Source organism: Denitraticella aggregata (assembly GCF_048158365.1).
In the GTDB taxonomy this organism is placed as follows: Bacteria; Pseudomonadota; Gammaproteobacteria; order Burkholderiales; family Rhodocyclaceae; genus Azoarcus_F.
Genome location: NZ_JBLLNL010000005.1, coordinates 167922 through 188648, shown reverse-complemented (window position 1 = coordinate 188648; position 20727 = coordinate 167922). Strand labels below are relative to the sequence as shown.

Below are 20727 nucleotides of genomic sequence, written 5' to 3'. Positions count from 1 at the left end.
TGAGCGGATCGATGCGATCCTCAAGCCTGCACTGCGCTGGCGCGGCGAGGCGTGGATCAGGCGTCGCGACGGCGACGCCTTTCCCGCCCTGGTGGCGGTGCGGGCCATACGCGACAGCGATGGTGCGACGCTCAGTCATGTCGTCACGATCACCGACATCAGCGTGTCGAAGGAAGTGGAAGAGCGTCTCCGCCAGCTCACGCTCAACGACCAGCTGACCGGCCTGGTCGATCGCCCGATGCTGGCCGATCGTCTCGATGAGTCGATCGCGAACTGCCGCGACTCCGGCACCCGGCTCGGCGTGCTGTTCCTGAATCTCGACCGCTTCAAGCTGATCAACGACTCGCTGGGCCATGCCGCAGGCGACGAGGCGCAGGGCTTTCTGTTCAGTCCGGCGATTCCCGTCGACGCGCTGCGTGCCCTCGCGGTCCGGCGCAGCATGAATCTGCTCGATCCGGCCCTCTGAACCCAAATCCGGGCATCGACGTCCCCGACCCGCTGGCGGCCGCGATCGACTACCGGTGTGCCAGCAGCAAGCCGCATTCCAGATGATCGGTATAGGGGAACTGATCGAAGGCCGCGGCTGCGACGATGCGATGGGTCGCATGCAGCGCGGCGACGTTGTCGCGCAGCGTGTCGGGATTGCAGGAGACATAGAGGATGCGATCGAAGCCGCACGCGAGTGCCACCGTGCCTTGGTCCAGCCCGGCCCGCGGTGGATCGACGAACAGCGTCGAAAATCGGTAGCTGCGCAGGTCCACGTCCTTCAGGCGTCGATAGGCGCGACCGCCGGCAAGCGCATCGCTGATTTCGTGGCTGGACATGCGCACCATCGTCACGTTGTCCACGCGGTTGGCCGCCAGATTGTATTCGGCGGCGCGCACCGACGGCTTGCTCATCTCGGTCGCGAGCACCCTGCCGAACAGCGGCGCCAGCGCGATCGTGAAATTGCCGTTGCCGCAATACAGTTCGAGCAGATCGCCGCCGATGCCGCGGGCCTGCGTCCGGGCCCAGCCGAGCATATGGCGATTCACGCCGCCGTTGGGCTGCGTGAAGCTGCCCTCGATCTGCTGAAAGACCAGCTCCCGTCCGTCGAGCTCGAAGGATTCCAGCACCCAGTCCCGATCGAGCACCACATGCTGCTTGCGGCTGCGCCCGATCAGCCGGGCATCGAGCGTCGCCGCCAGTTCGCGCGCGGCGTTCTCCCATTCGTCGTCGAGGGGCCGGTGATAGACCAGCGTCACCATCAGCTCGCCGCTCAGCGTCGCGAGAAAGTCCACCTGGAATACCCGCCTTCTCAGGGCCTCGTTCGCGTTCAGCGCATCGCGCAGACGCGGCATCGCATCGCCTATCCTTCTCGTCGCGACCGGAAAGTCGTCGATCAGCACCGGGGTCTTCGGATCGGCCCGATCGAACATCGCGTAATGAATGCCGCCCGCCTGATGCCAGAGCCGGAACTCGGCCCTGAGCCGATAGTGCAAGGGCTCGGACGGGAAGACCGCCGGCTCGGGCAGATCGAGTTCGGCAAAGTTACGCCTGTAACGCGCGACCTTGTCGTCGAGCAACTCGCCGCAGGCGGCGGGATTGATACGGGAAAGCGGCATCTGGCGTCCAGGTGATCGGAACGGCGACGCTTGCGCCGCACGAAGTGCGCCATTGTCTCAAAGATCGGCGGACATCGGCGTTCCGTGCCGGCAGGACGCCCGCAAGGTTCGCAGATTCTGCGGCATGGCGCCGACATCCGAGCGATCCAGCCGCCCGTTCTCCGAGGCCGGCAGGTGGCTGGCCCGGCTCGCCCGGCCAGTGTGACCGGACTCGGTCTCACCGGCAAGGCTTCACCCCATCCGGAAGCCTTCCAGCGATCGCGCGGCGACACCCAGATCCCGCCAGTTCGCCGGATGACAGGTGAACAGCAGGATCTGGTGCCGCGTGGCGGCGTCGAACAGCACCCGCTTCATCTGCGCGAGACGCTCGGCGTCGCTGTGCACCAGCGCGTCGTCCAGGATCACCAGCGTCGGGCGGCCGGCTTCGGCGAGCAGATCGGCATAGGCGAGGCGGCTGATCACGCCCATCTGTTCGCGGGCGCCGAAGCTGAGCGCCTCGAACTCGCCCGTCTCGTTACCGCTTGCGGTCGGGCGGGTGAGCGGGCCGGGGGTGAGATTCTCGTCGATCTCCAGGTTCGCCTGCGGGAACAGCAGCTGCAGGTAATGGTTCAGGTGCTTCTGCAGCGGCGCCTGCAGACGACGGGTCAACGCGCGGCGCTTGTCGCGCAGCAGCCTCAGCAGCAGGTCCAGCGCCTGCGCACGACGACCCAGCTCGGTGGCGCGGCGAGCAGCCTGGGCATGGTCACGGGCGAACTCGGCGCGCCGCTCCTCCTGACCCCGGGCGCCTTCGGTCTGCAGTTCGACCTCCAGGCGCATCAGCTCGTCGCGGCGATCCCGGTGCCGCTGCTCCAGCTGGTCGGCACTGTTGCGGTAACGCTCGACGTCCTGCTGCAGGATGTCCGGGCGGGCCTCGGCGACCCGTTGCTGTAGCGTCGCGATGCGCGCGTTCACCGCGGCCTGTTCGGCGCGCGCGTCGGTCAGGTCGCGACTGGCTGCGGCGACCCGCAGGGCACGGTCCGGCGCGTCGATCACCGCGCGTGCGGACGCGAGCTCGCGCGCGGCGGCATCGAACGCGGTCTGCGCGTTGGCGGCCGCAAGCTCGGCCTGGTGCAGCTTCTGCTGGATCGAGGTGTTGCTGTGCGCGGCATGCCGTTCAGCCGCTTCCGCGTCGGCGACGCCGAGGACGGCGACCGCGTCCCGCGCGATGGGTCGGGTGGCATCCCGGTCCTCATCGTCCGCCCCTAAGCTCGATCCGACCCCCGCGCGCGCCCCGGTCAGGGCTTCGGATGAGGCCGCAAGCGCCGCCAGCTTCTGCGACGCCTCCTCGGCGCGCGCCTGCAGTCGGGCGTGCTCGGCGCGCAGCGCATCCAGACCCTCGGGCGCCAGCGCGGCCAGCGTCGCCTGCGCGGAATCGAGCGCCGCCTGCAGGCGCGCGTGTTCCAGCTGGCGCGCTTCGGCCGCATCCAGGGACGCCAGTCCGTGGCGGGCGAGCAGCGACTGCTGACGGACCTCCAGGTCCGCCGCACGGGCGGCAAGCTCGGCGAGATCGGCCCCGCCCGGGGCGATCTCGAGTCGACCGAGACCGGGCAGGATCAGCGTGGTCTCGGCCAGCAGGCGCTGCTCGCCGCTACCGGTCAGTGTCTGCGTACCGATCTCGATGCTGCGGCCGGGCTCCAGCGCATAGCTCAGACGCGTCGCGGCGACGGCCTGCTGCAAACGGAGATCCGCGAGCTCTCGGTCCTGCGCGCGCAGCGCCTTCAGCTCCGCAGGCCGAAGCTCGCAGGCGGCGGCCCGACCCTGCAGCGCCAGCGCGTTCCGCTGTGCGGACTCGGCCCTGGCCAGCTGCGCGGCTGCGCCTTCCAGCTTGGCACGGGTGTCCTCGACCTCGCGGATCAGCGTGGCACGGGTTTCGGCCCGGCGTGCCGCGTACAGGGCGGCCCGGGCGCGCTCCAGCGCCTGTGCGGATTCCGCGCGGCGGGCGGTCCATTGTTCGACCGGAGCACCCGCGGCCACGAGCGCCTGACGCGCCTGTTCCAGCGCGTCCGCGCGTTTGTCGGCCGCCTGCTCCTCACGCACGAAGGCGTCGATCTGGCTGCGCAGCAAGTTGATGCGTCCCTCCACCTGGACCGCGCGTTCGAGTTCGGTAGCGAGCGTGGTCTCGACCCGACGGATCTCGGCCAGACGTTCGCCGGCAGCCTGCTGGCGCGCGCGGAAGTCCAGCCACGGCCTTTCGGCCTCATCGGCCGCATGCTCGACCCGCAGCTTCGCCAGCGCGTCCACACGCTGACGGTAGCGGTCGATCTCGGTATCCAGCTCGCGCAGCACGGCATCCAGTTCGGCGGCCCTGTCCAATGCGTCCTTGTATGCGCCGCGCGGGTGACCCCCCTTCTCGGTGAGCAGCTCCCCGCGCTGCGTCTGCACCGTAGCGAGCAACTCGTCGCCACCGCTGGCGGCGACCTCGCCGAGCGACTCGTTGAGTGCGCTGCGCAGATGGTCGGTGGCATGACCGACCGCATCGCGCAATTCGTGCGCGGCCCCCTGCTGTATCCACAGCAGGCCCGGGATGCCCCAGTGTTCGGCCTTGCTCGCACCCTTGCCGGCGTGCATGAAACCGAGCAATTCGGCCAACCGGTCCTCGGCCTCGGCCCCGTCCAGGCCGTGCGAGCCGATCGTCAGCTCGCAGCGCTTCTTCGCGAGAAAGCTTTTCACCAGCCGGCAGACCTCGCCGTCCAGCTCGAAATCCAGCTCCACGGTCGGCACCGCGGCCGAATCGCCCCAGGGGCGCAGGTCTTCCACGCTGCCGGATCGGTGACGCTCGAAGAACGCGGCCCGGATCGCCGCGACGATCGTGCTCTTGCCCGCCTCGTTCGGGCCGGTGAACAGGTTCAGGCCGGGCGCGAAATCGCCGATCTCGATCGGAGTGCGGAACTGACGGAACTGCTCGATGCGCAGCCGGATTAGCTTCATTGCGTCGCCCCCTTCGCAGCCGGCCGGCGCGCGTCGAGCAGGCCGGCGAGCAGCACCAGCGCGTCGCGCGCGGTGGCGGCGCGCCCGGCGTCCGCGTCGTGCTGGGCGGCCTGCAATTCGACGATGACTTCGTTCAGATAACCGTCGGCGGCGAGCGCCTCTATATCCTCGGTCGTGGGTTCGAGCTCAAGCGCGCCCAGATCCGCCATCAGGCTGCGCGCGCGGCCCCTTGCCTGGCCGAGCGCATCGGTCAGGCGGCGATGGCCGGCCAGATCGCTGCGGCCGCCGACCGTAAGCTGCACCACGTCGGCCGGCCCGTATTGCGCGAGGCGCGCGAGCAGCAGGTCATCATCGCTCGCCACCTGCAGGCTCACGGTGGTGGCCTGCCAGCGGTAGCGGCCGATCGCCACCGGGGTCACCGTCGGCAGCGCGCCTGCTGCAGCGAGTTCGACCAGCAGCGCCTGGCCAGAGTCGTTGGCACGGAAACGGTCGGTCTCCGGCGTACCCGCATACCAGGTCCGGTCGTCCACCTGACGGGTGCCGTGCCAGTCGCCCAGCGCAAGGTAGTCGAGGCGGGCTTGGCCGGCGCGTCCGGCCGCGATCGGGTTGGCCGAGTCGATATCCTCGGCGAGAATGCCCTGCACGCTGCCATGGGCAAGTCCAATGCGAATGAAGCCGGGCGGGGTCTCGGCGGCCGCAAACCATTCGGTGAGATCCACATGGGTGTTGCGCTGGGTCAGCGGCGCGGGCAACACCGCCACGCGGGCCGACTCCAGCAGCAGCGGTTGCGCGCGCAGGCACACGGTCACATTGGCCGGAATGGCCTTCAGCCGCTCGGCGCGGGTCCACACCGATTCGGCCAGCGCCGCGTCGTGATTGCCCGGAATCATCAGCCACCGCCCGCCGAAGCCGGCCATCGCATGGAACAGCCGATGAATGGTGCGATCGGCCACCGTCTGCGCATCGAATACGTCCCCGGCCACCAGCACCGCATCCACGCCCTGCACCGCGGCAAGCTGGGCCAGCCGCTCGACCGCGGCAAAACGCTCCTCGGCCAGCAGCGCGGCCTCGTCGGATTCGAACTGGCCGAACAATTTGCCGATCTGCCAGTCGGCGGTATGCAGGAATCTGGGCATCGGATCAAGCCTGTCGATCGAGAGGGGTTCGGAAACACGGGGACTGGCTCGGCACTATACCGAATCGATTCACGCTGCGCGCCCTGACATCCGCCTTGCCGAACGCCGCTCACACGCCGAAAATGTCACCCGGAGCCGCAATTCGGGCCCACTCCCGTCACGAATCGACTTCGCTTCGCTGGACACGCCCTTGAACACGCTGTCGCGCCTGCTGCTGACCGGACTCGCCGCGATGCTGACCATCGTTGCGTGTGACAGCGACGGCGTGTCCGACGTCACGCTGGCCGAACTCGCTGCCAACCCGCAGGCCTACGACGGGCGCGATGTGCGCACCCGCGGCACCGTGCGCGGCTTCGACGATCCCCGCCATTACTGGCTGGAGGACGCTCACATCAACCGCGTCGGCCTGATGCCACCCGAGCAGATCGCACCGCACCTGGGGCGGGAAGCCAGCATCGTCGGGCGCTTCACGTATGCGCGCGATCGCGGGCGGCGGATCGCCATCATCAGCATCGAACCCTTCGAGCCGGTGCGCTGAACGCGGCCTTCGGCGAGCGCACTATTCGGCGCCCGCGACCGCCTTGCGCGACGCCGGTGTCGCCCGCTCCTGCGACCAGTTGCGCAAGGCCTTGATCTGCTCGGCCATCGTGTGCGACAGCGGCACGATGCGGGACGTGCTCCACAGCACGTCGCGCTCGTTGAACGCGCGCTGCTCCTGCCACGCATGCACGACCGCGGCCTTGATCGCCTGTTCGATCTCGGCCCCGCTCCAGTTCCTGGTCACCACCGACAGCGTTTTCAGGTTGAAGGCGGCCGGATCGGCGCCCGCCGCGCGCAGATGGATGTCGATGATGCGGGTGCGCTCCGCCTCGGTCGGCAGGTCGAGGAAGAACAGCTGGTCGAAGCGGCCCTTGCGGATCACCTCGGCCGGCAGTTTCTCGATCCGGTTCGCGGTCGCGACGACGAACACGCCAGCCGGCTTCTCCTGCATCCAGGTCAGGAAGCTCGAGAAGATGTTCGGGTTGTTGCCGCCCCGCAGATCCGAGTCGTAACCGAAGCTGTTCTCCATCTCGTCTATCCACAGCACCATCGGCGCGATCTGCTCGGCCACCTGTAGCGCATGGTCGAACGCGTATTCCGGTGAACCGAACGCGCCGGACAGCACCAGGTTCATGTCCAGGCGCACCAGCGGCAGCTTCCACGCGCTCGCGATGACCTTGGCCGCCATGCTCTTGCCGCAGCCGCTGACCCCCATGAACAGCACGCCCGACGGCAAGGGCACGCCGGCGGCCACGTCCTCCCCGGTAAAGAAGCTGCGCCGGCTCAACACCCAGTCCTTCAAATTCTCGAGCCCGCCGACCTGATCGATGTCCACCGTGCTCGCGATGTACTTCAGGCAGGCTTCGCGCATCAGCGCCGCAGCCTTTTCCTCGCGCACCTCGGTCAGCGCGACATCGATGTCGAGCCGGCGTTCGGCCACCAGCCGCCGCATCAGATGCCGGACTTCGTTGAGCATCATGCCCTTCATCGATGCCGCGACCTGAGCGAACCAGCCGTCGGTGAGCGTACTGCAGGCGTCGCCAACAGCGCCCAGATCCTTCAGCTCGGCCAGAATCTCCGCTTGGTCCGGTGCGCCGAGCTCGACCAGGAACACCTGCCGCGACAGCGCATCCGGAATGCACAGCTCGGAGCAGGACAGGAACACGCAGCGCCGGCTGCCGAGCAGCGAGCGATAGAGGTCGCGCAGGCCGCGCACCAGCTCCGGCCGGCCGGCCAGCAGCAGCGGAAAGTCCTTCAACAGATAGAACGCCTCCTGCCCGCCCTGCGCGATCTGGCGCAGCGCCTCGAGCGGATCCGGACGGGCTTCGGCCGCCCGATCACCGAACCCGTCGGTCAGCGACCAGCTCACCACCGGCCGGACCGACCCGAAATGCGCGTCGGCGAGCCCGTTCAGCATGCGCTCGAGTCGGTCCTCCTCATGACATCGCACATAGACCAGCGGATAGCCCGCGCTGAGCGCCTTGCGGATACGAGCCAGCGTGGGGTTGGCGCGCGTGGGCGCGGGTTCGAATGCATTCACTCGCAGGTTCTCTTCACAGTGCCGTTGATCGAAGCACCCGGACAGACCGAGCCGCCCGGTGACCATTGCCGTCAGGTTCGTATCCTAACCGCAACGCCCGCTTCCTTCGAAGATTGCCTGGTGACGAATTCATCGGACCCGACCGCCACCGGATCTCGCGGCACAAGCCTTTCGAGCCGGCGCTTTCAATGCAATACTGGCATCGATCCAGCGCAGTAGAGGGGGCCATGATGAAGATCGCGATCTGTCAGACCGCCGGAAGGTCCGGCGGGGTCGAGCCGAATCTCGATCTGCTCGCCGATGCCGCCGCGCATGCCGCGACCCAGGCGGTGCAGCTGCTGATCATGCCGGAGATGTTCCTGACCGGGTACCACATCGGCCGCGAGAGCGTGAATCGCCTCGCCGAGCCTGCTGACGGCGCGTCCACACACCGTATCGACGCGATCGCCCGTGACACCGGCGTCGCGATTCTGTACGGATACCCGGAGCGCGCGGGCGGCGAGGTGTTCAACGCTGCACGTCTGGTCGATTCAAGCGGCAACCAATGCATGAACTACCGCAAGACGCATTTGTTCGGCACGGTCGATCGCTCCTGCTTCAGTGCCGGCGACAGCCACTCGCCGATCGTCGACATCGATGGGCTGCGCGTCGGCGTGCTCATCTGCTACGACCTCGAGTTTGCCGAAAACGCGCGCCTGCTCGCACTGGCTGGCGCGGAGCTGATCGCGGTGCCGACCGCGCAGATGCACCCGTACGCGTTCGTGCCGCAGACCCTGGTCGCCGCCCGCGCATTCGAAAACCAGGTGTTCGTCGCGTATGCCAACCGCTGCGGCCGCGAACGCGACTTCGACTACACCGGACTGAGCAGCATCGTCGCACCGGACGGCAGCGACCTCGCGCGTGCCGGCGACGGCGAGGACCTCATCGTCGCCACGCTGGACAAGCAATGCCTTGCCGACTCACGCCGCCTGAACACCTTTCTGCGCGATCGCCGCCCCGAGCTATACGCGGATCTCGCGAACACAGACCGATGACGCCGCCGCGGCCGGGCCCCGACGACGAACGTCCGGTCACGATCTTCGGGCCGGACTTTCCGTTCGCGTACGACGACTGGCTGGGCCATGCGGCCGGGCTCGGAAGCGTGCCGGCAGACCAGCACGGCACCGAGGTCGCAATCATCGGCGCCGGCATGGCCGGCATGACCGCCGCGTTCGAACTGATGAAACTCGGCCTCAGGCCGGTGATCTACGAGTCCCGCCGGATAGGCGGCCGGCTGCAGTCGGAACCCTTCAAATGCGCCGAGGATATCGTCGCCGAACTCGGCGGCATGCGTTTTCCACGCGCCTCCACTGCCTTCTATCATTACGTCGATCGGTTCGGCCTGGACACCTGCCCGTTTCCGAATCCGCTCGCACCGGACACCCCGAGCACGGTGATCGACCTAGAAGGGCAGCCGCATTACGTCGAGTCGGGTGCCGACCTGCCGGCACTGCTGCACGAAGTCGGCCAGGCATGGCGCGAGGCGCTCGAGCAGGAAGCCTCGTTCAGCGCGATGCAGACCGCAATCCGCAATCGCGATGCCACCACGGTGAAGCAGATCTGGAACACGCTGGTCCCGCAGTGGGACAACCGCAGCTTCTACGACTTCCTCGCGACCTCCGCCGCATTCCGAAAGCATTCCTTCCGCCATCTCGAGGTCTTCGGCCAGGTCGGCTTCGGCACCGGCGGCTGGGATACCGATTTTCCGAACTCGATGCTCGAGATCCTGCGGGTGGTGTTCACCAACTGCGAGGAGGACCAGCACTTCATCGTCGGCGGCGTCGAGCAGGTGCCACGCCGCCTGTGGCGCGAACGCCCACCCATACTGGCGCACTGGCCGGGTGGCACCTCGCTCGAAGGCCTGCACGGCGGCGCGACCCGGCCGGGCGTGGCGCGCCTGGAACGCCACGCCGACGGACGCGGCATCGACGTGGTCGACCGCTGGGGCGACCGCCGACGCTATGAGGCGGTGCTGGTCACGTGCCAGAGCTGGCTGCTGACCACCCACATCCGCACCGACGAAAGCCTGTTCTCGCAGAAGCTGTGGATGGCGCTCGATCGCACCCGCTACATGCAGTCGGCCAAGACCTTCGTCATGGTCGACCGTCCATTCTGGAAGGAACACGACGCCGCGACCGGGCGCGACCGCATGAGCATGACACTGACCGATCGCGTGACCCGCGGCACCTACCTGTTCGACCTCGGCGACGACCGTCCGGGCGTGATCTGCCTGTCCTATTCATGGATGAGCGACGCGCTCAAGATGTTGCCGCTCGGCGTCGACCAGCGGGTCGGCCTCGCGCTCGAGACGCTCGCCAGGATCTACCCGGACGTCGATCTGGCACGGCACATCGTCGGCGATCCGATAACCGTGTCGTGGGAGGACGACCCCAATTTCCTGGGTGCCTTCAAGGGCGCCTTACCTGGCCATTACCGCTACAACCACCGCATGTTCTGCCATTTCATGCAGGATCGCCTGCCGCCGGCCGAGCGTGGCATCTTCCTCGCCGGCGACGATGTCGGCTGGATTCCGGGCTGGGTGGAAGGGGCGGTCAGCACCGCGCTGAATGCGGTATGGGGCATCGTCCATCATCTGGGTGGACGGACCCACGCGGACAATCCCGGCCCCGGCGACCGCTTCGACACACTCGCGCCGCTGTCGCTGCCGGACTGAGCGCGGACCGCCCGGCCAGGTCCCACCGCGGCGGTACCGGCAGGGCAGCACGCTGAATTCGCAGCGCCCGGGACTGTCCACTTTTACACCGATGTCCCGACCCGATTCCCGGCCCTCGGGCGCCGTCGGCAGCACCAGTGGAGATCCGCAAAATGGAGCCAAGCCACAATCAGCCCCTGGGCGGCAATCGCATGCCGCGCTTCGCCGGCCATGCGAGCATGATGCGCCTGCCGATCCGGGACGACGCATCCGGCCTGGATGCCTGCTTCGTCGGCGTGCCGCTCGACATCGGCACCTCCAATCGCAGCGGCGCGCGCTACGGTCCGCGCCAGATCCGGGCCGAGTCCGCACTGCTGCGACCGTGCAACATGGCCACCGGCGCCGCGCCGTTCGACGCCCTGCAGGTCGCCGACATCGGCGACGTCGCGATCAACACCTTCAACCTCGCCGACAGCGTGCGCATCATCGAGGCAGCCTATGACGAGATTGTCGCGACCGGCTGCATCCCGCTCACGCTCGGCGGCGACCACACGCTGAGTCTGCCGGTCCTGCGGGCGATGCGACGGCTTCACGGGCCGCTCGGCGTGGTGCATGTCGACGCGCATGCCGACATGAACGAGCACATGTTCGGCGAGCCGGTCACGCATGGCACACCCTTCCGGCGGGCGATCGAGGAGGGCCTGATCGACCCCGCCCGCATGGTCCAGATCGGCCTGCGCGGCAGTGGTTATGCGACCAGCGACTTCGACTGGGCGCGCGAGCGCGGCGTGCGCATCTTGCCGGCCGAGCAGTGCTGGTACCGTTCGCTTGCACCTTTGATGGCCGAGCTGCGGCCCGCGCTGCTGGGCGGCCCCGTCTACCTGAGCTTCGACATCGACGGCCTCGATCCGGCCTTTGCACCCGGAACCGGCACCCCTGAGATCGCGGGCCTGACCACGCCACAGGCGCTCGAGATCATCCGCGGCTGCGCCGGCCTCGCGATCGTCGGTGCGGACCTGGTCGAGGTGTCACCGCCTTACGACCCTTCCGGCAACACCGCGCTCATTGCCGCGAACCTGCTGTTCGAGATGCTGTGCGTCCTGCCCGGAGTCGACCCCGGGTCAGGGGCCTGACACCCGCGCGCCGATCAGGCGCACTTGCCCGCGTTCAGCCCCGAATCGTCATCTCAAGAAAGGCCACCGCCATCCACACCAGGCTGCCGAACTGACTGACCCGCATCGGATTGGCGCGGAAGGTCTTCTCGAAATGCTCGCGCGGCAGCACCTGAGCCCCAAGCAGCAGGGCCGCGACAACGCTGGAAACGGCCAGGCCCGCGTTCCAGGTCACCAGGTACTGAAAGATGTGAAAGACGATGAAGGCGACTTTGAGGGTCCACTTGGGCATCTGGCATGTCCATTGATATGACGTCGAATGCGGTTCGTACCGCAATGATCCTGTCTGCGCATCCAGCCAAGCTCACATTCCCGACAAAGACTGCAACGACGGTATCGGCAGCAGATCCGCCCACCACAGCCACAAGACGATCCCGACCAGCAGGATCAGCACCAGATAGGTCTTCCACGGGGTCTTCTTCTCGGCATAGGGGTCGTCCAGCGAGCGGACCGATCCGGGTGGCAGGTTGGCAGTGCCGGTCAGTGCGCCACCGAACGGGATGTTGATCCGCGCGCGGGTGTTGACCGCCCAGCCGTTTGCATCGAGCAGGGGGCCGAGATTGCGCTGGCTCAGCTTGAGCCACGCAAGCAGCATCGACGGGCCGGAGATCAGCAGCATCACGCCGGCGATCACCAGCGGCAGCTGCCACACGGGCAGCGACAGCAGACCCGCGACGATGGCCGCGAGCGCGGTGCCAATCGCACCCAGCGCCAGGCCGATCGCGGCAAAGATACCGGCGAACTTGGCGATGTCGAAGGCCTGCGGCGCGGCCGGCGGCGTACCCGCACCCGCCTTCTCCGCGGTCTCGGCAATTCCTGCGGCCGAACGCTCCTCGATCGCCTTGTCCTTGGATGCGGCGAACTTCTCGATCTGCTCGTTGATCATGCGGCCGATGCGCTTGTATGGCGACCAGAAGGCCTGCCTTACGCTGATTGGGTTCTCGACCACCCGGAGCACATTGGCGGTCCAGTCGCGGCCCTGACGGTCGTAGAACACCCCGTTGCGACCGGGCACCATCATCTCGTCCGCATCACCGCCGGTCATCGCCGCGACGATCGTCATCGGTGTTTCACCCTGCCGAGTGCAGTTGCAGTACACCAGATAGGTTCCCGACAGCGGCGCGAGCGAAGCATGGCGGTCCATGTCGGCGACGCGCAGGCACAGGTCGCAGCTGCGCTGGTCGAGATACAGCGTGCCGGCCTGAAAGATCGCCTTCTTGCGCGCGCTGTAGAAATCGGACAGCGACACGAAATTGCGCAGCAGCGTGACCAGGTCGCGCTGGTAGCGGGTCAGCCGCTCCACCGCCTCGACATGCTCGGCCGCGGTTTCGGCCGCCTTGTCGCGCGCGATCAGTTCGGCCAGCGCGCCGTGCGTGTCGTCCTCGAGCATCACACGCAGATCCTCGAGCGCGACCGCGGCCACCGGCGAGGCCGGCTTCTCGGCGCTCCATGCCCGGTAGGCTGCGAAACGCGCCGACAGATCCTGCCATTCGGCAAACGACAGCACCGAGCGCTCGCCCAGAACCGGCTCGATCACGTCGTCGCGCAAGCGGCCGATCCGTTCGGTCCAGCCCGGGTTCACCCCTTCGACCAGCGGCAGCGGACGGTCGGCGGCGACCAGTCCCAGCGGCAGCGCGGCGATGCCGTCGCTGGCCGCATCCAGCGACTGCTCGGTCAGATCGGCATAGGCCTCATCCGTCGGATTGAGCGCCGCCGCAGCACGCTCATCGAAGGCCGCCAGTCGACAGCGGGTGAAATAGTCATCCACCTTTTCGCGCACCGTCTCGAACACGTCGGCCGCGACGGCGGTCGCATCGCCCAGCGGCAGGATCAGGTCGGCCGCAGCCGCGGCCTTCGCATTCCACTCCACCAGCGCCTTCGCCTGCTCAAAAAAGGCGTCCAGCCGTGCCTGGTCGATGCCCGGCTCGCCGCTGCGGTCGGTTTCGGATCCGAGCGTCTCGATGATATGCCCGATCGCCTTCGCGATTCGCTCGTCACCCGCGAGTTCCACCGTCACGATCCCGTCCCCGTTGAAGTGATCGGGTGCGAACAGGCGGGTCGTATCGCCGACATCGGCCACCGAGATCGCATCCGCATCCGGCTTGTCTACATAGGCGAGGATCCGACTGGCGCTCGCAAGCAGCTTCGCACCCTCGGGGCAGTCGTCCGCGATCGCAGCCAGCGGCAAGCCTTCCGATTCCTGGAACAGCACCCCGGGATCCTTCAGCACCGTGCACACCCAGCGCACCGCGGCGATGATCTCGGGCGCACGGATGCGTCCGTCACCGTCGGCGTCGAGCAGTTCCAGCGTGCGGGTATCGAACTCCAGACCGGAGGTCGGGCAGGCCAGCACCGACCACAGCTTCTGATCGAGCTCGCCCAGATGACGCAGGTCGTCGACCGTGTCGATGCGTACCTGATCGAACCCGCCGGAGCGGAAAAAACGCCATTTATGGGGTGCTTCGGTGCCAGTCGGTGCACTCATCCGTCATCTCCCTGTCAGGACCGGCCGTCCATGACGGCCTGTGTGAATATGATTTCCGATTTCCGATTTCCGATTCTACTTCGAGCAGCGCGCACGCGGTGTCCCGCATCGCGTGCTCAGACCGGAATCGGACACGCCTGAACGAGCCTGCCGCACGGCGCGCGACCTGTGCTTCATGTGCGGCAACGTACAGATGAGTCTACCCGGGGAGCGCACCATGGCGCGTGATTCCGGTGCTGCGCGCATCGGCCAGCACGGATGCGGCTTTCCTTCGTCGCTTCCGATTCCACATCGAGCCTGACGCGACACGCATCGCGTCCAATGGAGAACCGAACATGAGCACAAACGAAATGACCAGCGCCGTAGAACGCACGGTGGACCACGCAAGCACCAGCGCGCACAACGCGATCGACAAGGCTTCGGCGGTCACCCGCCCGGCCGTCGATGAGCTCGCATCGGGTGCCCACCATGCGGTGGACTCGCTCGCCGGCTCGGCCGCCCACGTCGCCCAGGCACTCGAAGGCAAGGGTGACGAGTTGCAGGCACTGCAAGGGCGCCTCACAGAGAGCTGTCGCGCACAGCTGCGCGATCATCCGATCGCCACGCTGGGAATCGCGGTTGCAGCGGGGTACATGCTGAACTGGTGGCTCAAGCAGCGCTAGGCGACCCGGTTCAATGGACCCGCAGAGTCCTCCGCCCGATGATGCAGGCGCGCCCGCACCCGTCCCGGGCTTGATCGAGAATCTCGGGGCGCTGTGGGCGGAGCTGCGCGGCAGCGCACACGACCACCTGCAGCTTGCCGCACTGGAAGCCCAGCGCGCGGTGCTGAGCCTCGTCTGGATTGCGATCTACGGCACCGTGATCGGCATGCTGGTCGCGGCCACCTGGCTGGTCGTGGCCGGTGCGCTGGTGTTGTGGTTGATCGACTACGGGCTGGGTGCGAGCACGGCGCTGCTGCTGGGTGCGGCGATCAATCTGCTGGGCGCGCTCGGATTCGCGCTGCTGATGCGGCGCAAGAGCCACGTCCTGCTCTTTCCGGCGACACTGCGCGCGTTCGAACCAGACCCCGCTGGCGGCGAACCGGCACGCACCGAGCCTGCACGAGATTCATGATGCCCAGAAATCAAAACCGCCTGCCGGACGGTGCGTCGCTCGATCAGCAGATTCGCATCGTCGAACAACGCATGATTCGGCACCGCGCGTCGTCGAAGGCGCGACTGGTCCTGTTCAGAGCCCAGCTGCGCGACCGCATGACCTCGCCGCTCGCGCTGTTGCTGGCAGCCGGTGTCGGTTTCGCGATGGGCCCGTCCAGAGTGTCGAAACACGCGCAGCCTCCCGCCGAAGCGCCGCCACGCGCCGACGGCGTTCAGTTGCTGTCGACGATCGTGTCGTGGGTGTCGCTGACCGGGTCGGTCATGACCCTGTGGCAGAGATTCAGAGCCGACTCGCCGCCCACCGGGCGCGAGCGATCGGCCACAGAACCCCAGTCGAAAAAAAACACCCCTTCGTGAGGGGTGTCCGGATTGCATCAGTCGCTCGAGGCGCCTGTCATTGATGCCGGCCCGCAAGGGCCGGATCCATCTTCAAGCGTGCTCAGGCGGCCTTGGCCGCTTTCGTCACCGCCTCGGTCACGCTACGCGCCTGCGATTGTGCCGAAGCCACCGCTGCTGCACCGCGATCGGAGAAGTCCCGGACGCCTGCCGACATGGTATCGACAGCAGCGCTCCATTCGCCCGAAGTCGGGAAACGGATGATCTGCGGGATCAGGTGCTGGCCGAGAATCTTTCCGGCATTGACTTGCGCCTGCATCAGAACTTCCATGACGTTGCTCGAGTAGGTGACCGCCCGTTCGATCATCGGCTGCATCTGGGTGGCGTCGAACTGTCCGGACATCAGCTCGGCGCCGGTGTCGGGGTGCTTTCTGCTCTGAGCGACGAAGTCATCGAGCGCCTGACGATTCGCGGCGAGCGTGAGCTCGGCCAGCCGTTCGGAACTGTCCAGACAGATCCCCGCGATCGACAGGAAGGCATCGACCGATTCGCTTGCGAAAACAGCGCCATTACTGCTTTGTGACTTGGTGTTCATCATTGATTTCCCTATGGTCAAACATATCCAAGCATCCGCCTCATGGTTTTGTGCCATCCGAGAAGGAGACGCTCGTCCGCTCGTGGCGGATAGTTGCTGCGACGCAGCAGGCATGGACCCAGTATCCGCCGTCTATCGCCAGAGTCAAAGGATCACTTGTAAGCACATGAATGCATGTCTGCTCGCGGAAACCATGATCGCGCGTCGATCCGGACCCGCTGCGGCTGGAGCGGCCGCGCATCGCGGTTCGACCCGTCCAGGAGGCTGTCAATGTGCTCCAGCGAACGGACTGTTCGCCGCGCACGGTCTAGAGTGGATTTCGATGTACAGGCATGCCGCTCGCGGCATGTCGGGTCGTCGCCAATCAACGTTTCCACCAGGAGGACACCATGAACAAGGACCAGGTCGAAGGACGCGCCGAAGAAGTCAAAGGCAAAGTCAAGGAGATTGCCGGCAAGACCGTCGGCAACAAGGAGCTGGAAGTGGAAGGCAAGGTCCAGGGCACCGCAGGCAAGGTTCAGGCCGGCTACGGTGACCTGAAGGAAGACATCAAGAAAGCCACCGACTAGCCGATCGCCGGATCAGCATCGCAACGATCTTGATCCGGCCGTCTTTCCCGGCTGAGCTTCAAGGAGCACCACATGAGCACTTACACACGCCTGCCGGCGCCCTCGACGCCACACGCGGAGCCGGCGCGTTCCAAGCCCTTCATGCGCACAGGGCCCTACGCGCCCCATCCCCGGGCAAGAAGCCTGAAGGAATCGCTGGTCGCATGGGAAGACGAGGGCGGAAGCCTGCCCGATCCACCGTCGGCCTGATCTATGTACGAGAACGCACAGACTCTGTCGGCTGCAGCGGCAATGCTGATATCAGACGCGGGTGGCATCTAGCCTGTCCCGATCGTCCCGGAAGCGCGGTCATCCGGCGCTTTCTCCTTTCATCTTGTATGGAGCTCCAAAAATGAAGAACCTTCGCAATTATGTCACTGCAATCCTGCTGGCCTTCGCCATGGTGGCCGTCGTCGGTTGCGCAGCACCTGCCAAGCAGCAGACCGCCGGCGAATACATCGACGACACCGTGATCACGACGCAGGTCAAGGCCGCGATCTTCGACGATCCCGACGTGCGCATGAACGAGATCACGGTCGAGACCTTCGACGGCGTCGTGCAGCTGAGCGGCTTCGTCAGCTCACAGGCCAACATCAACAAGGCCATGCAGCTGGCCCGTGGCGTCAAAGGCGTGAAATCGGTCAAGAACAACATGAACCTCAAGTAAGCCCGTGCTCGGGGGCTCGGCGCTTCATGCGCCGAGCCCGCCCAGCCATTTGCGCAACATTTCGGTCACCTGCTCCGGCTGTTCCAGCGGCGTCAGGTGACCGCATTCTTCGATGACCCTGAGCTGCGCCCCGGCAATCCCGGCAGCCAGTTCCCGGTGATCATCCAGCGGCGTGACCAGATCCTCCCGTCCGCACACTACCAGCGTCGGGCACTCGATGTTCTTCAGCGCCCGTCGGCTATCCGCACGTCCGATGATGGCGTGTTGCTGACGCACGAACACCTCGTACCCCAGTGCAGTCGCCATCGAATGGAACACGCCCCTCACCTCGGGCATGTTCGCATGCTCGGGATGCGCCATGCGTGCCAGCAGCTTTTCGATGACCGCGGGAAAATCCCTCGCGCCGAGTTCGATCAATTCCCTCCGGGTCGCGGTGGCTTCGCGTGTGTCGGGCCGAGCGCTGGTGCTCAGGAGCGCCAGCGCCGATACGCGCTCCGGGGCCTGGCGCATGATCTCGAGTGCGACGTAACCCCCCATCGACATCCCGACGAGCACCAATGGCCCTTCGGGCGCGTGCATCAGCGTGTCCCTCGCGAGACCGGCGATCGAATCCGAACCGGTCAGGTCGGCGATCGACACGCCAACGACGTCCGCAAGCACGTCCGCCTGGTGTTCGAAGAGGCTCGCCCCGTTGAGCAGCCCAGGCAGTAACAGCATGTTCATCTTGTCCATAGTCGTCCATCCCTTGATCCCTCGGACGGTTTTCATGCTGCCCGTCTTCGGAATCCGGTTAACCGCGTTCAGCGGAAGTTGAAATTGCCGGCGCCGAAGATCCCGATCACACCGATGATGATCAGATAGAACGCGACGATGTAGTTGAGCAGGCGCGGCATGATCAGGATCAGGATCCCGGCAATCAGTGACACCAGCGGCGCAAGGGCGAGATTGACGTTCATAGTTGCACCTTTGGATTGGTTTGGATCGAGGCTCAAGCTACTCCACGTACGAACTCGGCTCTGTACGCTGGCGTACGCGCCCCATGGCTGACGTAGGTGTGGACGCTGGTGGAAGAATCCCGCCAGGCTGGATCCGGCGAAAACCGAGGCGCCCGCCCCGCGATCAATTCAGCCCGCGCTAAGCGAGCCGCCGCTCGGACCGCGATGCACGCCCGGCGCACCTTGATCGCGTCACACTGTCAAAACGCAGCACCAATGGCGGCGCTCATGCGTTTCTCCCGGCGAGCTGGTCGGCAAACGCATGGTTGACGTCGCGGTGTCCGGCCTCATCGGCGCGTACCGCGATGATCACATCCGACAACTTCGCATCCTGCGGCAGATTCCAGTACGCGATGGCACGCTGCGGCGCCGGCCCGTTCGGATGCCGGCCGGCCTCGATCTCGGCGAGATACTCGGTGTAACTGATCACCGCTTCCTCCTCGAAATAACCGACCACGCGATGCGCCGTGCGCGGCGAGATCAGATACAGCAGGAAGAAGCCGTTGTAGAACACGCCTTGTGCGAGGATGATGATCCAGCGCTCGAACCGGTTCGGCCTGGCGATCTCGATGAAGGTCAGCAGGTGCATCCGTTCATTCTCCGCTTCCTCCATCAACACCCGAATCCAGCCCTGGTCGTCCGACAGCTGTCGCAGCGACTTCAGATGCTGCAAGGTCGAGCCCACCATGCCGGGCACGGCCGCGACCGTCTCGAGGACCACCGCGCGGTGTCCATAGCGTCGCTGGAAGAAGGTATCGGCGAAGAAGCGCATGAACTTGGTGAAACCGCGCGCAATCCGGTCGGACAGGTCTTGCGGCGTGTGTGTCCGCTGCAGTTCGGCGGATCTGTCGTCATTCGGGGTCAACTGGGTCATGGTGCGTCTCCTGTGCGCTGGATGCATCGGCGAAGCGCCGCCCGTACGGGCATCGACGCCGGATGGCTTCGTGTCACTTCAGAATTCAGCGGAAAAAGAAAAATGCGAAACCCCGGCATCCGAATCCGCATGCCGGGGTTTCGTCACGCCCTCTTGCGACTCGTGGTCGCGAAGGGGCGCGTTTTATGGCCGCAGCGCGACGCTGCTTGTCACTGCGCTTTCGGGCTTTTCGGCCTGGTTGCATCCTTGCCGGCTTCAAATGCCGAAAAATCGACGATTGAACCGCTGATCGGCGTTCCACCCTTGATCTCGACATACTCTGCGGGCGTGTAGTCCTTGAGCGCGTCGATCTGCTCCTTGGTGGCGTGCAACTGTAACTTGTCGTCCACCGGCGTCAGCTCATCCAGCGAGAGCATGATGTTACGTGCCCCCATGCCGAGCAGGCCACCAGCGGAGACCACTGCATAGGCGCTGTTTCGCGCCGGCGCGAGGACCACACGCGTGATCTTGCCGAAGGTCTCACCCTCGGCATCGACGACTTCCACACCATTCAGATTGGCGGCCGAGCGGGTATAGAGCGGGTTGTCGCCTGCCCCGGAGCCGGCAGTCGCAGCGCGGGTTTCGGACCGCATCTGCGCCCTCGTCACTGCGGCTTGTCCGGCCGCTTGCTGTTCACGCGCGGCCTGACCCGTCTCGGATCCGGGGGCTGCCTGGGCGCGCGGCTGAGGCAGGTCCTTGCCCGACTCGAACGCCGAAAATTCGACGAAGGACACACCGATCGGATCGTCACCCTTCAGCTCCACATACGGATCCGCGCTGTAATCCTGGAGCGCCACAATCTGTTCCTTGGTTGCGCTGATCTGCAATACATCGCCCGCTTGCCTGAGATCACTGAGCGACACCAGGACGTGGCGTGCACCCATGCCGAGAAAGCCGCCCGCGGTGATCACCGCATGTGCACTCTTGCGGTCGGGGGCCAATACGATGCTCTTGATCGTGCCGACCTTGTCTCCTACCCGGTCCACAACCTCCATCCCGTCCAGTTCATCCGCGGACAGCGCGTAAAGCGCCGTGTCACCCATCCGATAGTTCGAGGTCATGGCATGCTGATCAACAGCCGCCCCGGATGTCGCGCCCATCGTTCGCTCTTCGGCGCGCGTCGGCTGACCGAGGTCGGTTTTGGTGGCCTTATCGGTAGCTCTGGCTGCATCACTGGTCGCCGCATCGGTACCTTTCTGCACTGTGTGACTGGCCGCCCATAACGGTGCTGCGCTCATTGCGGCAATTGCGCCGACGATCAGAACCCTTGATAGTTTCATGTTCATACCGTTCTCCTGAAATGCCCCGGGCCCGGACCACACC

Annotated in this window: 22 protein-coding genes; 11 read left to right on the top strand and 11 right to left on the bottom strand. The window is 66.1% G+C overall.

What is annotated here, in order from left to right; translation table 11 throughout:
- Window positions 1–7: 7 nt before the first annotated feature.
- Entirely contained in the window at window positions 8–466 is a 459-nt protein-coding gene (locus ACKVEX_RS08605) for a diguanylate cyclase domain-containing protein (protein ID WP_473215348.1), read from the top strand.
- A 49-nt stretch (window positions 467–515) separates the two neighbouring features.
- Here ACKVEX_RS08605 and trmA read toward each other — a convergent pair whose 3' ends face one another.
- From trmA to ACKVEX_RS08590, 3 genes are all read right to left on the bottom strand, one after another.
- Window positions 516–1604: a tRNA (uridine(54)-C5)-methyltransferase TrmA gene (gene trmA, locus ACKVEX_RS08600; protein WP_473215303.1), complete on the bottom strand. Its 1089-nt coding sequence runs from the start codon at window positions 1602–1604 to the stop codon at window positions 516–518.
- Between the two features lie 231 nt (window positions 1605–1835).
- Window positions 1836–4571: an AAA family ATPase gene (locus ACKVEX_RS08595; RefSeq protein WP_473215302.1), complete on the bottom strand. Its 2736-nt coding sequence runs from the start codon at window positions 4569–4571 to the stop codon at window positions 1836–1838.
- Complete coding sequence (locus ACKVEX_RS08590) at window positions 4568–5707, bottom strand: metallophosphoesterase family protein (RefSeq protein WP_473215301.1); 1140 nt, start codon at window positions 5705–5707, stop codon at window positions 4568–4570. The genes ACKVEX_RS08595 and ACKVEX_RS08590 overlap by 4 nt, the downstream gene beginning before the upstream one ends.
- Before the next feature lie 190 nt (window positions 5708–5897).
- On the opposite strand from ACKVEX_RS08590, the gene ACKVEX_RS08585 reads away from it, so the two are divergent.
- A complete protein-coding gene (locus ACKVEX_RS08585) occupies window positions 5898–6245 on the top strand; it encodes a hypothetical protein (RefSeq protein WP_473215300.1) in 348 nt (115 codons plus the stop codon).
- Between the two features lie 21 nt (window positions 6246–6266).
- Here ACKVEX_RS08585 and ACKVEX_RS08580 read toward each other — a convergent pair whose 3' ends face one another.
- Window positions 6267–7787: an AAA family ATPase gene (locus tag ACKVEX_RS08580; protein ID WP_473215299.1), complete on the bottom strand. Its 1521-nt coding sequence runs from the start codon at window positions 7785–7787 to the stop codon at window positions 6267–6269.
- Between the two features lie 227 nt (window positions 7788–8014).
- Here ACKVEX_RS08580 and ACKVEX_RS08575 point away from each other — a divergent pair, with 227 nt between their 5' ends.
- The 3 genes from ACKVEX_RS08575 (at window position 8015) to speB (ending at window position 11612) form a co-directional block, all read left to right on the top strand.
- Entirely contained in the window at window positions 8015–8821 is an 807-nt protein-coding gene (locus ACKVEX_RS08575; RefSeq protein ID WP_473215298.1) for a carbon-nitrogen hydrolase family protein, read from the top strand.
- Window positions 8818–10500: a flavin monoamine oxidase family protein gene (locus tag ACKVEX_RS08570; protein WP_473215297.1), complete on the top strand. Its 1683-nt coding sequence runs from the start codon at window positions 8818–8820 to the stop codon at window positions 10498–10500. The genes ACKVEX_RS08575 and ACKVEX_RS08570 overlap by 4 nt, the downstream gene beginning before the upstream one ends.
- Before the next feature lie 152 nt (window positions 10501–10652).
- Complete coding sequence (speB, locus tag ACKVEX_RS08565) at window positions 10653–11612, top strand: agmatinase (protein WP_473215296.1); 960 nt, start codon at window positions 10653–10655, stop codon at window positions 11610–11612.
- Between the two features lie 34 nt (window positions 11613–11646).
- Here the strand turns inward: speB and ACKVEX_RS08560 are convergent, their stop codons facing one another.
- Together ACKVEX_RS08560 and ACKVEX_RS08555 are read right to left on the bottom strand one after the other, a co-directional pair.
- Window positions 11647–11883: a hypothetical protein gene (locus tag ACKVEX_RS08560; protein WP_473215295.1), complete on the bottom strand. Its 237-nt coding sequence runs from the start codon at window positions 11881–11883 to the stop codon at window positions 11647–11649.
- A gap of 72 nt (window positions 11884–11955) precedes the next feature.
- Window positions 11956–14136 carry a phage holin family protein gene (locus ACKVEX_RS08555; protein WP_473215294.1) on the bottom strand — a complete coding sequence of 727 codons (2181 nt, stop codon included), beginning with the start codon at window positions 14134–14136 and terminating at the stop codon, window positions 11956–11958.
- Window positions 14137–14471: 335 nt separating this feature from the next.
- On the opposite strand from ACKVEX_RS08555, the gene ACKVEX_RS08550 reads away from it, so the two are divergent.
- Genes ACKVEX_RS08550 through ACKVEX_RS08540 form a run of 3 tightly spaced genes read left to right on the top strand, consistent with a single transcriptional unit; the run spans window position 14472 to window position 15647 of the window.
- A complete protein-coding gene (locus tag ACKVEX_RS08550; RefSeq protein WP_473215293.1) occupies window positions 14472–14798 on the top strand; it encodes a hypothetical protein in 327 nt (108 codons plus the stop codon).
- A gap of 13 nt (window positions 14799–14811) precedes the next feature.
- Complete coding sequence (locus ACKVEX_RS08545; protein WP_473215292.1) at window positions 14812–15249, top strand: hypothetical protein; 438 nt, start codon at window positions 14812–14814, stop codon at window positions 15247–15249.
- On the top strand, window positions 15249–15647 hold the full coding sequence (locus ACKVEX_RS08540) for a hypothetical protein (RefSeq protein WP_473215291.1): 399 nt from the start codon (window positions 15249–15251) through the stop codon (window positions 15645–15647). Before ACKVEX_RS08545 ends, ACKVEX_RS08540 begins: the two co-directional genes overlap by 1 nt.
- 82 nt (window positions 15648–15729) lie before the next feature.
- On the opposite strand, the gene ACKVEX_RS08535 is transcribed toward ACKVEX_RS08540, so the two are convergent.
- Entirely contained in the window at window positions 15730–16278 is a 549-nt protein-coding gene (locus ACKVEX_RS08535) for a phasin family protein (protein WP_473215290.1), read from the bottom strand.
- 332 nt (window positions 16279–16610) lie between these two features.
- Between ACKVEX_RS08535 and ACKVEX_RS08530 the strand changes: the two genes are divergently transcribed.
- The 3 genes from ACKVEX_RS08530 (at window position 16611) to ACKVEX_RS08520 (ending at window position 17496) form a co-directional block, all read left to right on the top strand.
- Window positions 16611–16790: a CsbD family protein gene (locus tag ACKVEX_RS08530; RefSeq protein WP_473215289.1), complete on the top strand. Its 180-nt coding sequence runs from the start codon at window positions 16611–16613 to the stop codon at window positions 16788–16790.
- A 72-nt stretch (window positions 16791–16862) separates the two neighbouring features.
- Complete coding sequence (locus ACKVEX_RS08525) at window positions 16863–17039, top strand: hypothetical protein (protein ID WP_473215288.1); 177 nt, start codon at window positions 16863–16865, stop codon at window positions 17037–17039.
- 142 nt (window positions 17040–17181) lie between these two features.
- Window positions 17182–17496 carry a BON domain-containing protein gene (locus tag ACKVEX_RS08520; protein ID WP_473215287.1) on the top strand — a complete coding sequence of 105 codons (315 nt, stop codon included), beginning with the start codon at window positions 17182–17184 and terminating at the stop codon, window positions 17494–17496.
- Window positions 17497–17520: 24 nt separating this feature from the next.
- Here ACKVEX_RS08520 and ACKVEX_RS08515 read toward each other — a convergent pair whose 3' ends face one another.
- The 4 genes from ACKVEX_RS08515 to ACKVEX_RS08500 form a co-directional block, all read right to left on the bottom strand.
- Window positions 17521–18264, bottom strand: coding sequence for an alpha/beta fold hydrolase (locus ACKVEX_RS08515; protein ID WP_473215286.1), 744 nt, complete (start codon window positions 18262–18264; stop codon window positions 17521–17523).
- Between the two features lie 32 nt (window positions 18265–18296).
- Window positions 18297–18452, bottom strand: coding sequence for a DUF3096 domain-containing protein (locus ACKVEX_RS08510; RefSeq protein WP_473215285.1), 156 nt, complete (start codon window positions 18450–18452; stop codon window positions 18297–18299).
- A 265-nt stretch (window positions 18453–18717) separates the two neighbouring features.
- Complete coding sequence (locus ACKVEX_RS08505) at window positions 18718–19365, bottom strand: alternative oxidase (RefSeq protein WP_473215284.1); 648 nt, start codon at window positions 19363–19365, stop codon at window positions 18718–18720.
- Between the two features lie 209 nt (window positions 19366–19574).
- On the bottom strand, window positions 19575–20690 hold the full coding sequence (locus ACKVEX_RS08500; protein ID WP_473215283.1) for a PRC-barrel domain-containing protein: 1116 nt from the start codon (window positions 20688–20690) through the stop codon (window positions 19575–19577).
- Between the last annotated feature and the right edge of the window lie 37 nt (window positions 20691–20727).

Bases quoted from the DNA above. Each gene is read 5' to 3' on its own strand.
- ACKVEX_RS08500 (WP_473215283.1), bottom strand. From the start codon at position 20,690: ATGAACATGAAACTATCAAGGGTTCTGATCGTCGGCGCAATTGCCGCA.
- ACKVEX_RS08570 (WP_473215297.1), top strand. From the start codon at position 8,818: ATGACGCCGCCGCGGCCGGGCCCCGACGACGAACGTCCGGTCACGATC.
- ACKVEX_RS08525 (WP_473215288.1), top strand. From the start codon at position 16,863: ATGAGCACTTACACACGCCTGCCGGCGCCCTCGACGCCACACGCGGAG.
- ACKVEX_RS08560 (WP_473215295.1), bottom strand. From the start codon at position 11,883: ATGCCCAAGTGGACCCTCAAAGTCGCCTTCATCGTCTTTCACATCTTT.
- ACKVEX_RS08530 (WP_473215289.1), top strand. From the start codon at position 16,611: ATGAACAAGGACCAGGTCGAAGGACGCGCCGAAGAAGTCAAAGGCAAA.
- ACKVEX_RS08550 (WP_473215293.1), top strand. From the start codon at position 14,472: ATGAGCACAAACGAAATGACCAGCGCCGTAGAACGCACGGTGGACCAC.
- ACKVEX_RS08590 (WP_473215301.1), bottom strand. From the start codon at position 5,707: ATGCCCAGATTCCTGCATACCGCCGACTGGCAGATCGGCAAATTGTTC.
- ACKVEX_RS08520 (WP_473215287.1), top strand. From the start codon at position 17,182: ATGAAGAACCTTCGCAATTATGTCACTGCAATCCTGCTGGCCTTCGCC.
- ACKVEX_RS08535 (WP_473215290.1), bottom strand. From the start codon at position 16,278: ATGGCACAAAACCATGAGGCGGATGCTTGGATATGTTTGACCATAGGG.
- ACKVEX_RS08540 (WP_473215291.1), top strand. From the start codon at position 15,249: ATGCCCAGAAATCAAAACCGCCTGCCGGACGGTGCGTCGCTCGATCAG.
- trmA (WP_473215303.1), bottom strand. From the start codon at position 1,604: ATGCCGCTTTCCCGTATCAATCCCGCCGCCTGCGGCGAGTTGCTCGAC.
- ACKVEX_RS08515 (WP_473215286.1), bottom strand. From the start codon at position 18,264: ATGAAAACCGTCCGAGGGATCAAGGGATGGACGACTATGGACAAGATG.
- ACKVEX_RS08505 (WP_473215284.1), bottom strand. From the start codon at position 19,365: ATGACCCAGTTGACCCCGAATGACGACAGATCCGCCGAACTGCAGCGG.
- ACKVEX_RS08545 (WP_473215292.1), top strand. From the start codon at position 14,812: ATGGACCCGCAGAGTCCTCCGCCCGATGATGCAGGCGCGCCCGCACCC.
- ACKVEX_RS08555 (WP_473215294.1), bottom strand. From the start codon at position 14,136: ATGAGTGCACCGACTGGCACCGAAGCACCCCATAAATGGCGTTTTTTC.
- ACKVEX_RS08595 (WP_473215302.1), bottom strand. From the start codon at position 4,571: ATGAAGCTAATCCGGCTGCGCATCGAGCAGTTCCGTCAGTTCCGCACT.
- speB (WP_473215296.1), top strand. From the start codon at position 10,653: ATGGAGCCAAGCCACAATCAGCCCCTGGGCGGCAATCGCATGCCGCGC.
- ACKVEX_RS08510 (WP_473215285.1), bottom strand. From the start codon at position 18,452: ATGAACGTCAATCTCGCCCTTGCGCCGCTGGTGTCACTGATTGCCGGG.
- ACKVEX_RS08575 (WP_473215298.1), top strand. From the start codon at position 8,015: ATGATGAAGATCGCGATCTGTCAGACCGCCGGAAGGTCCGGCGGGGTC.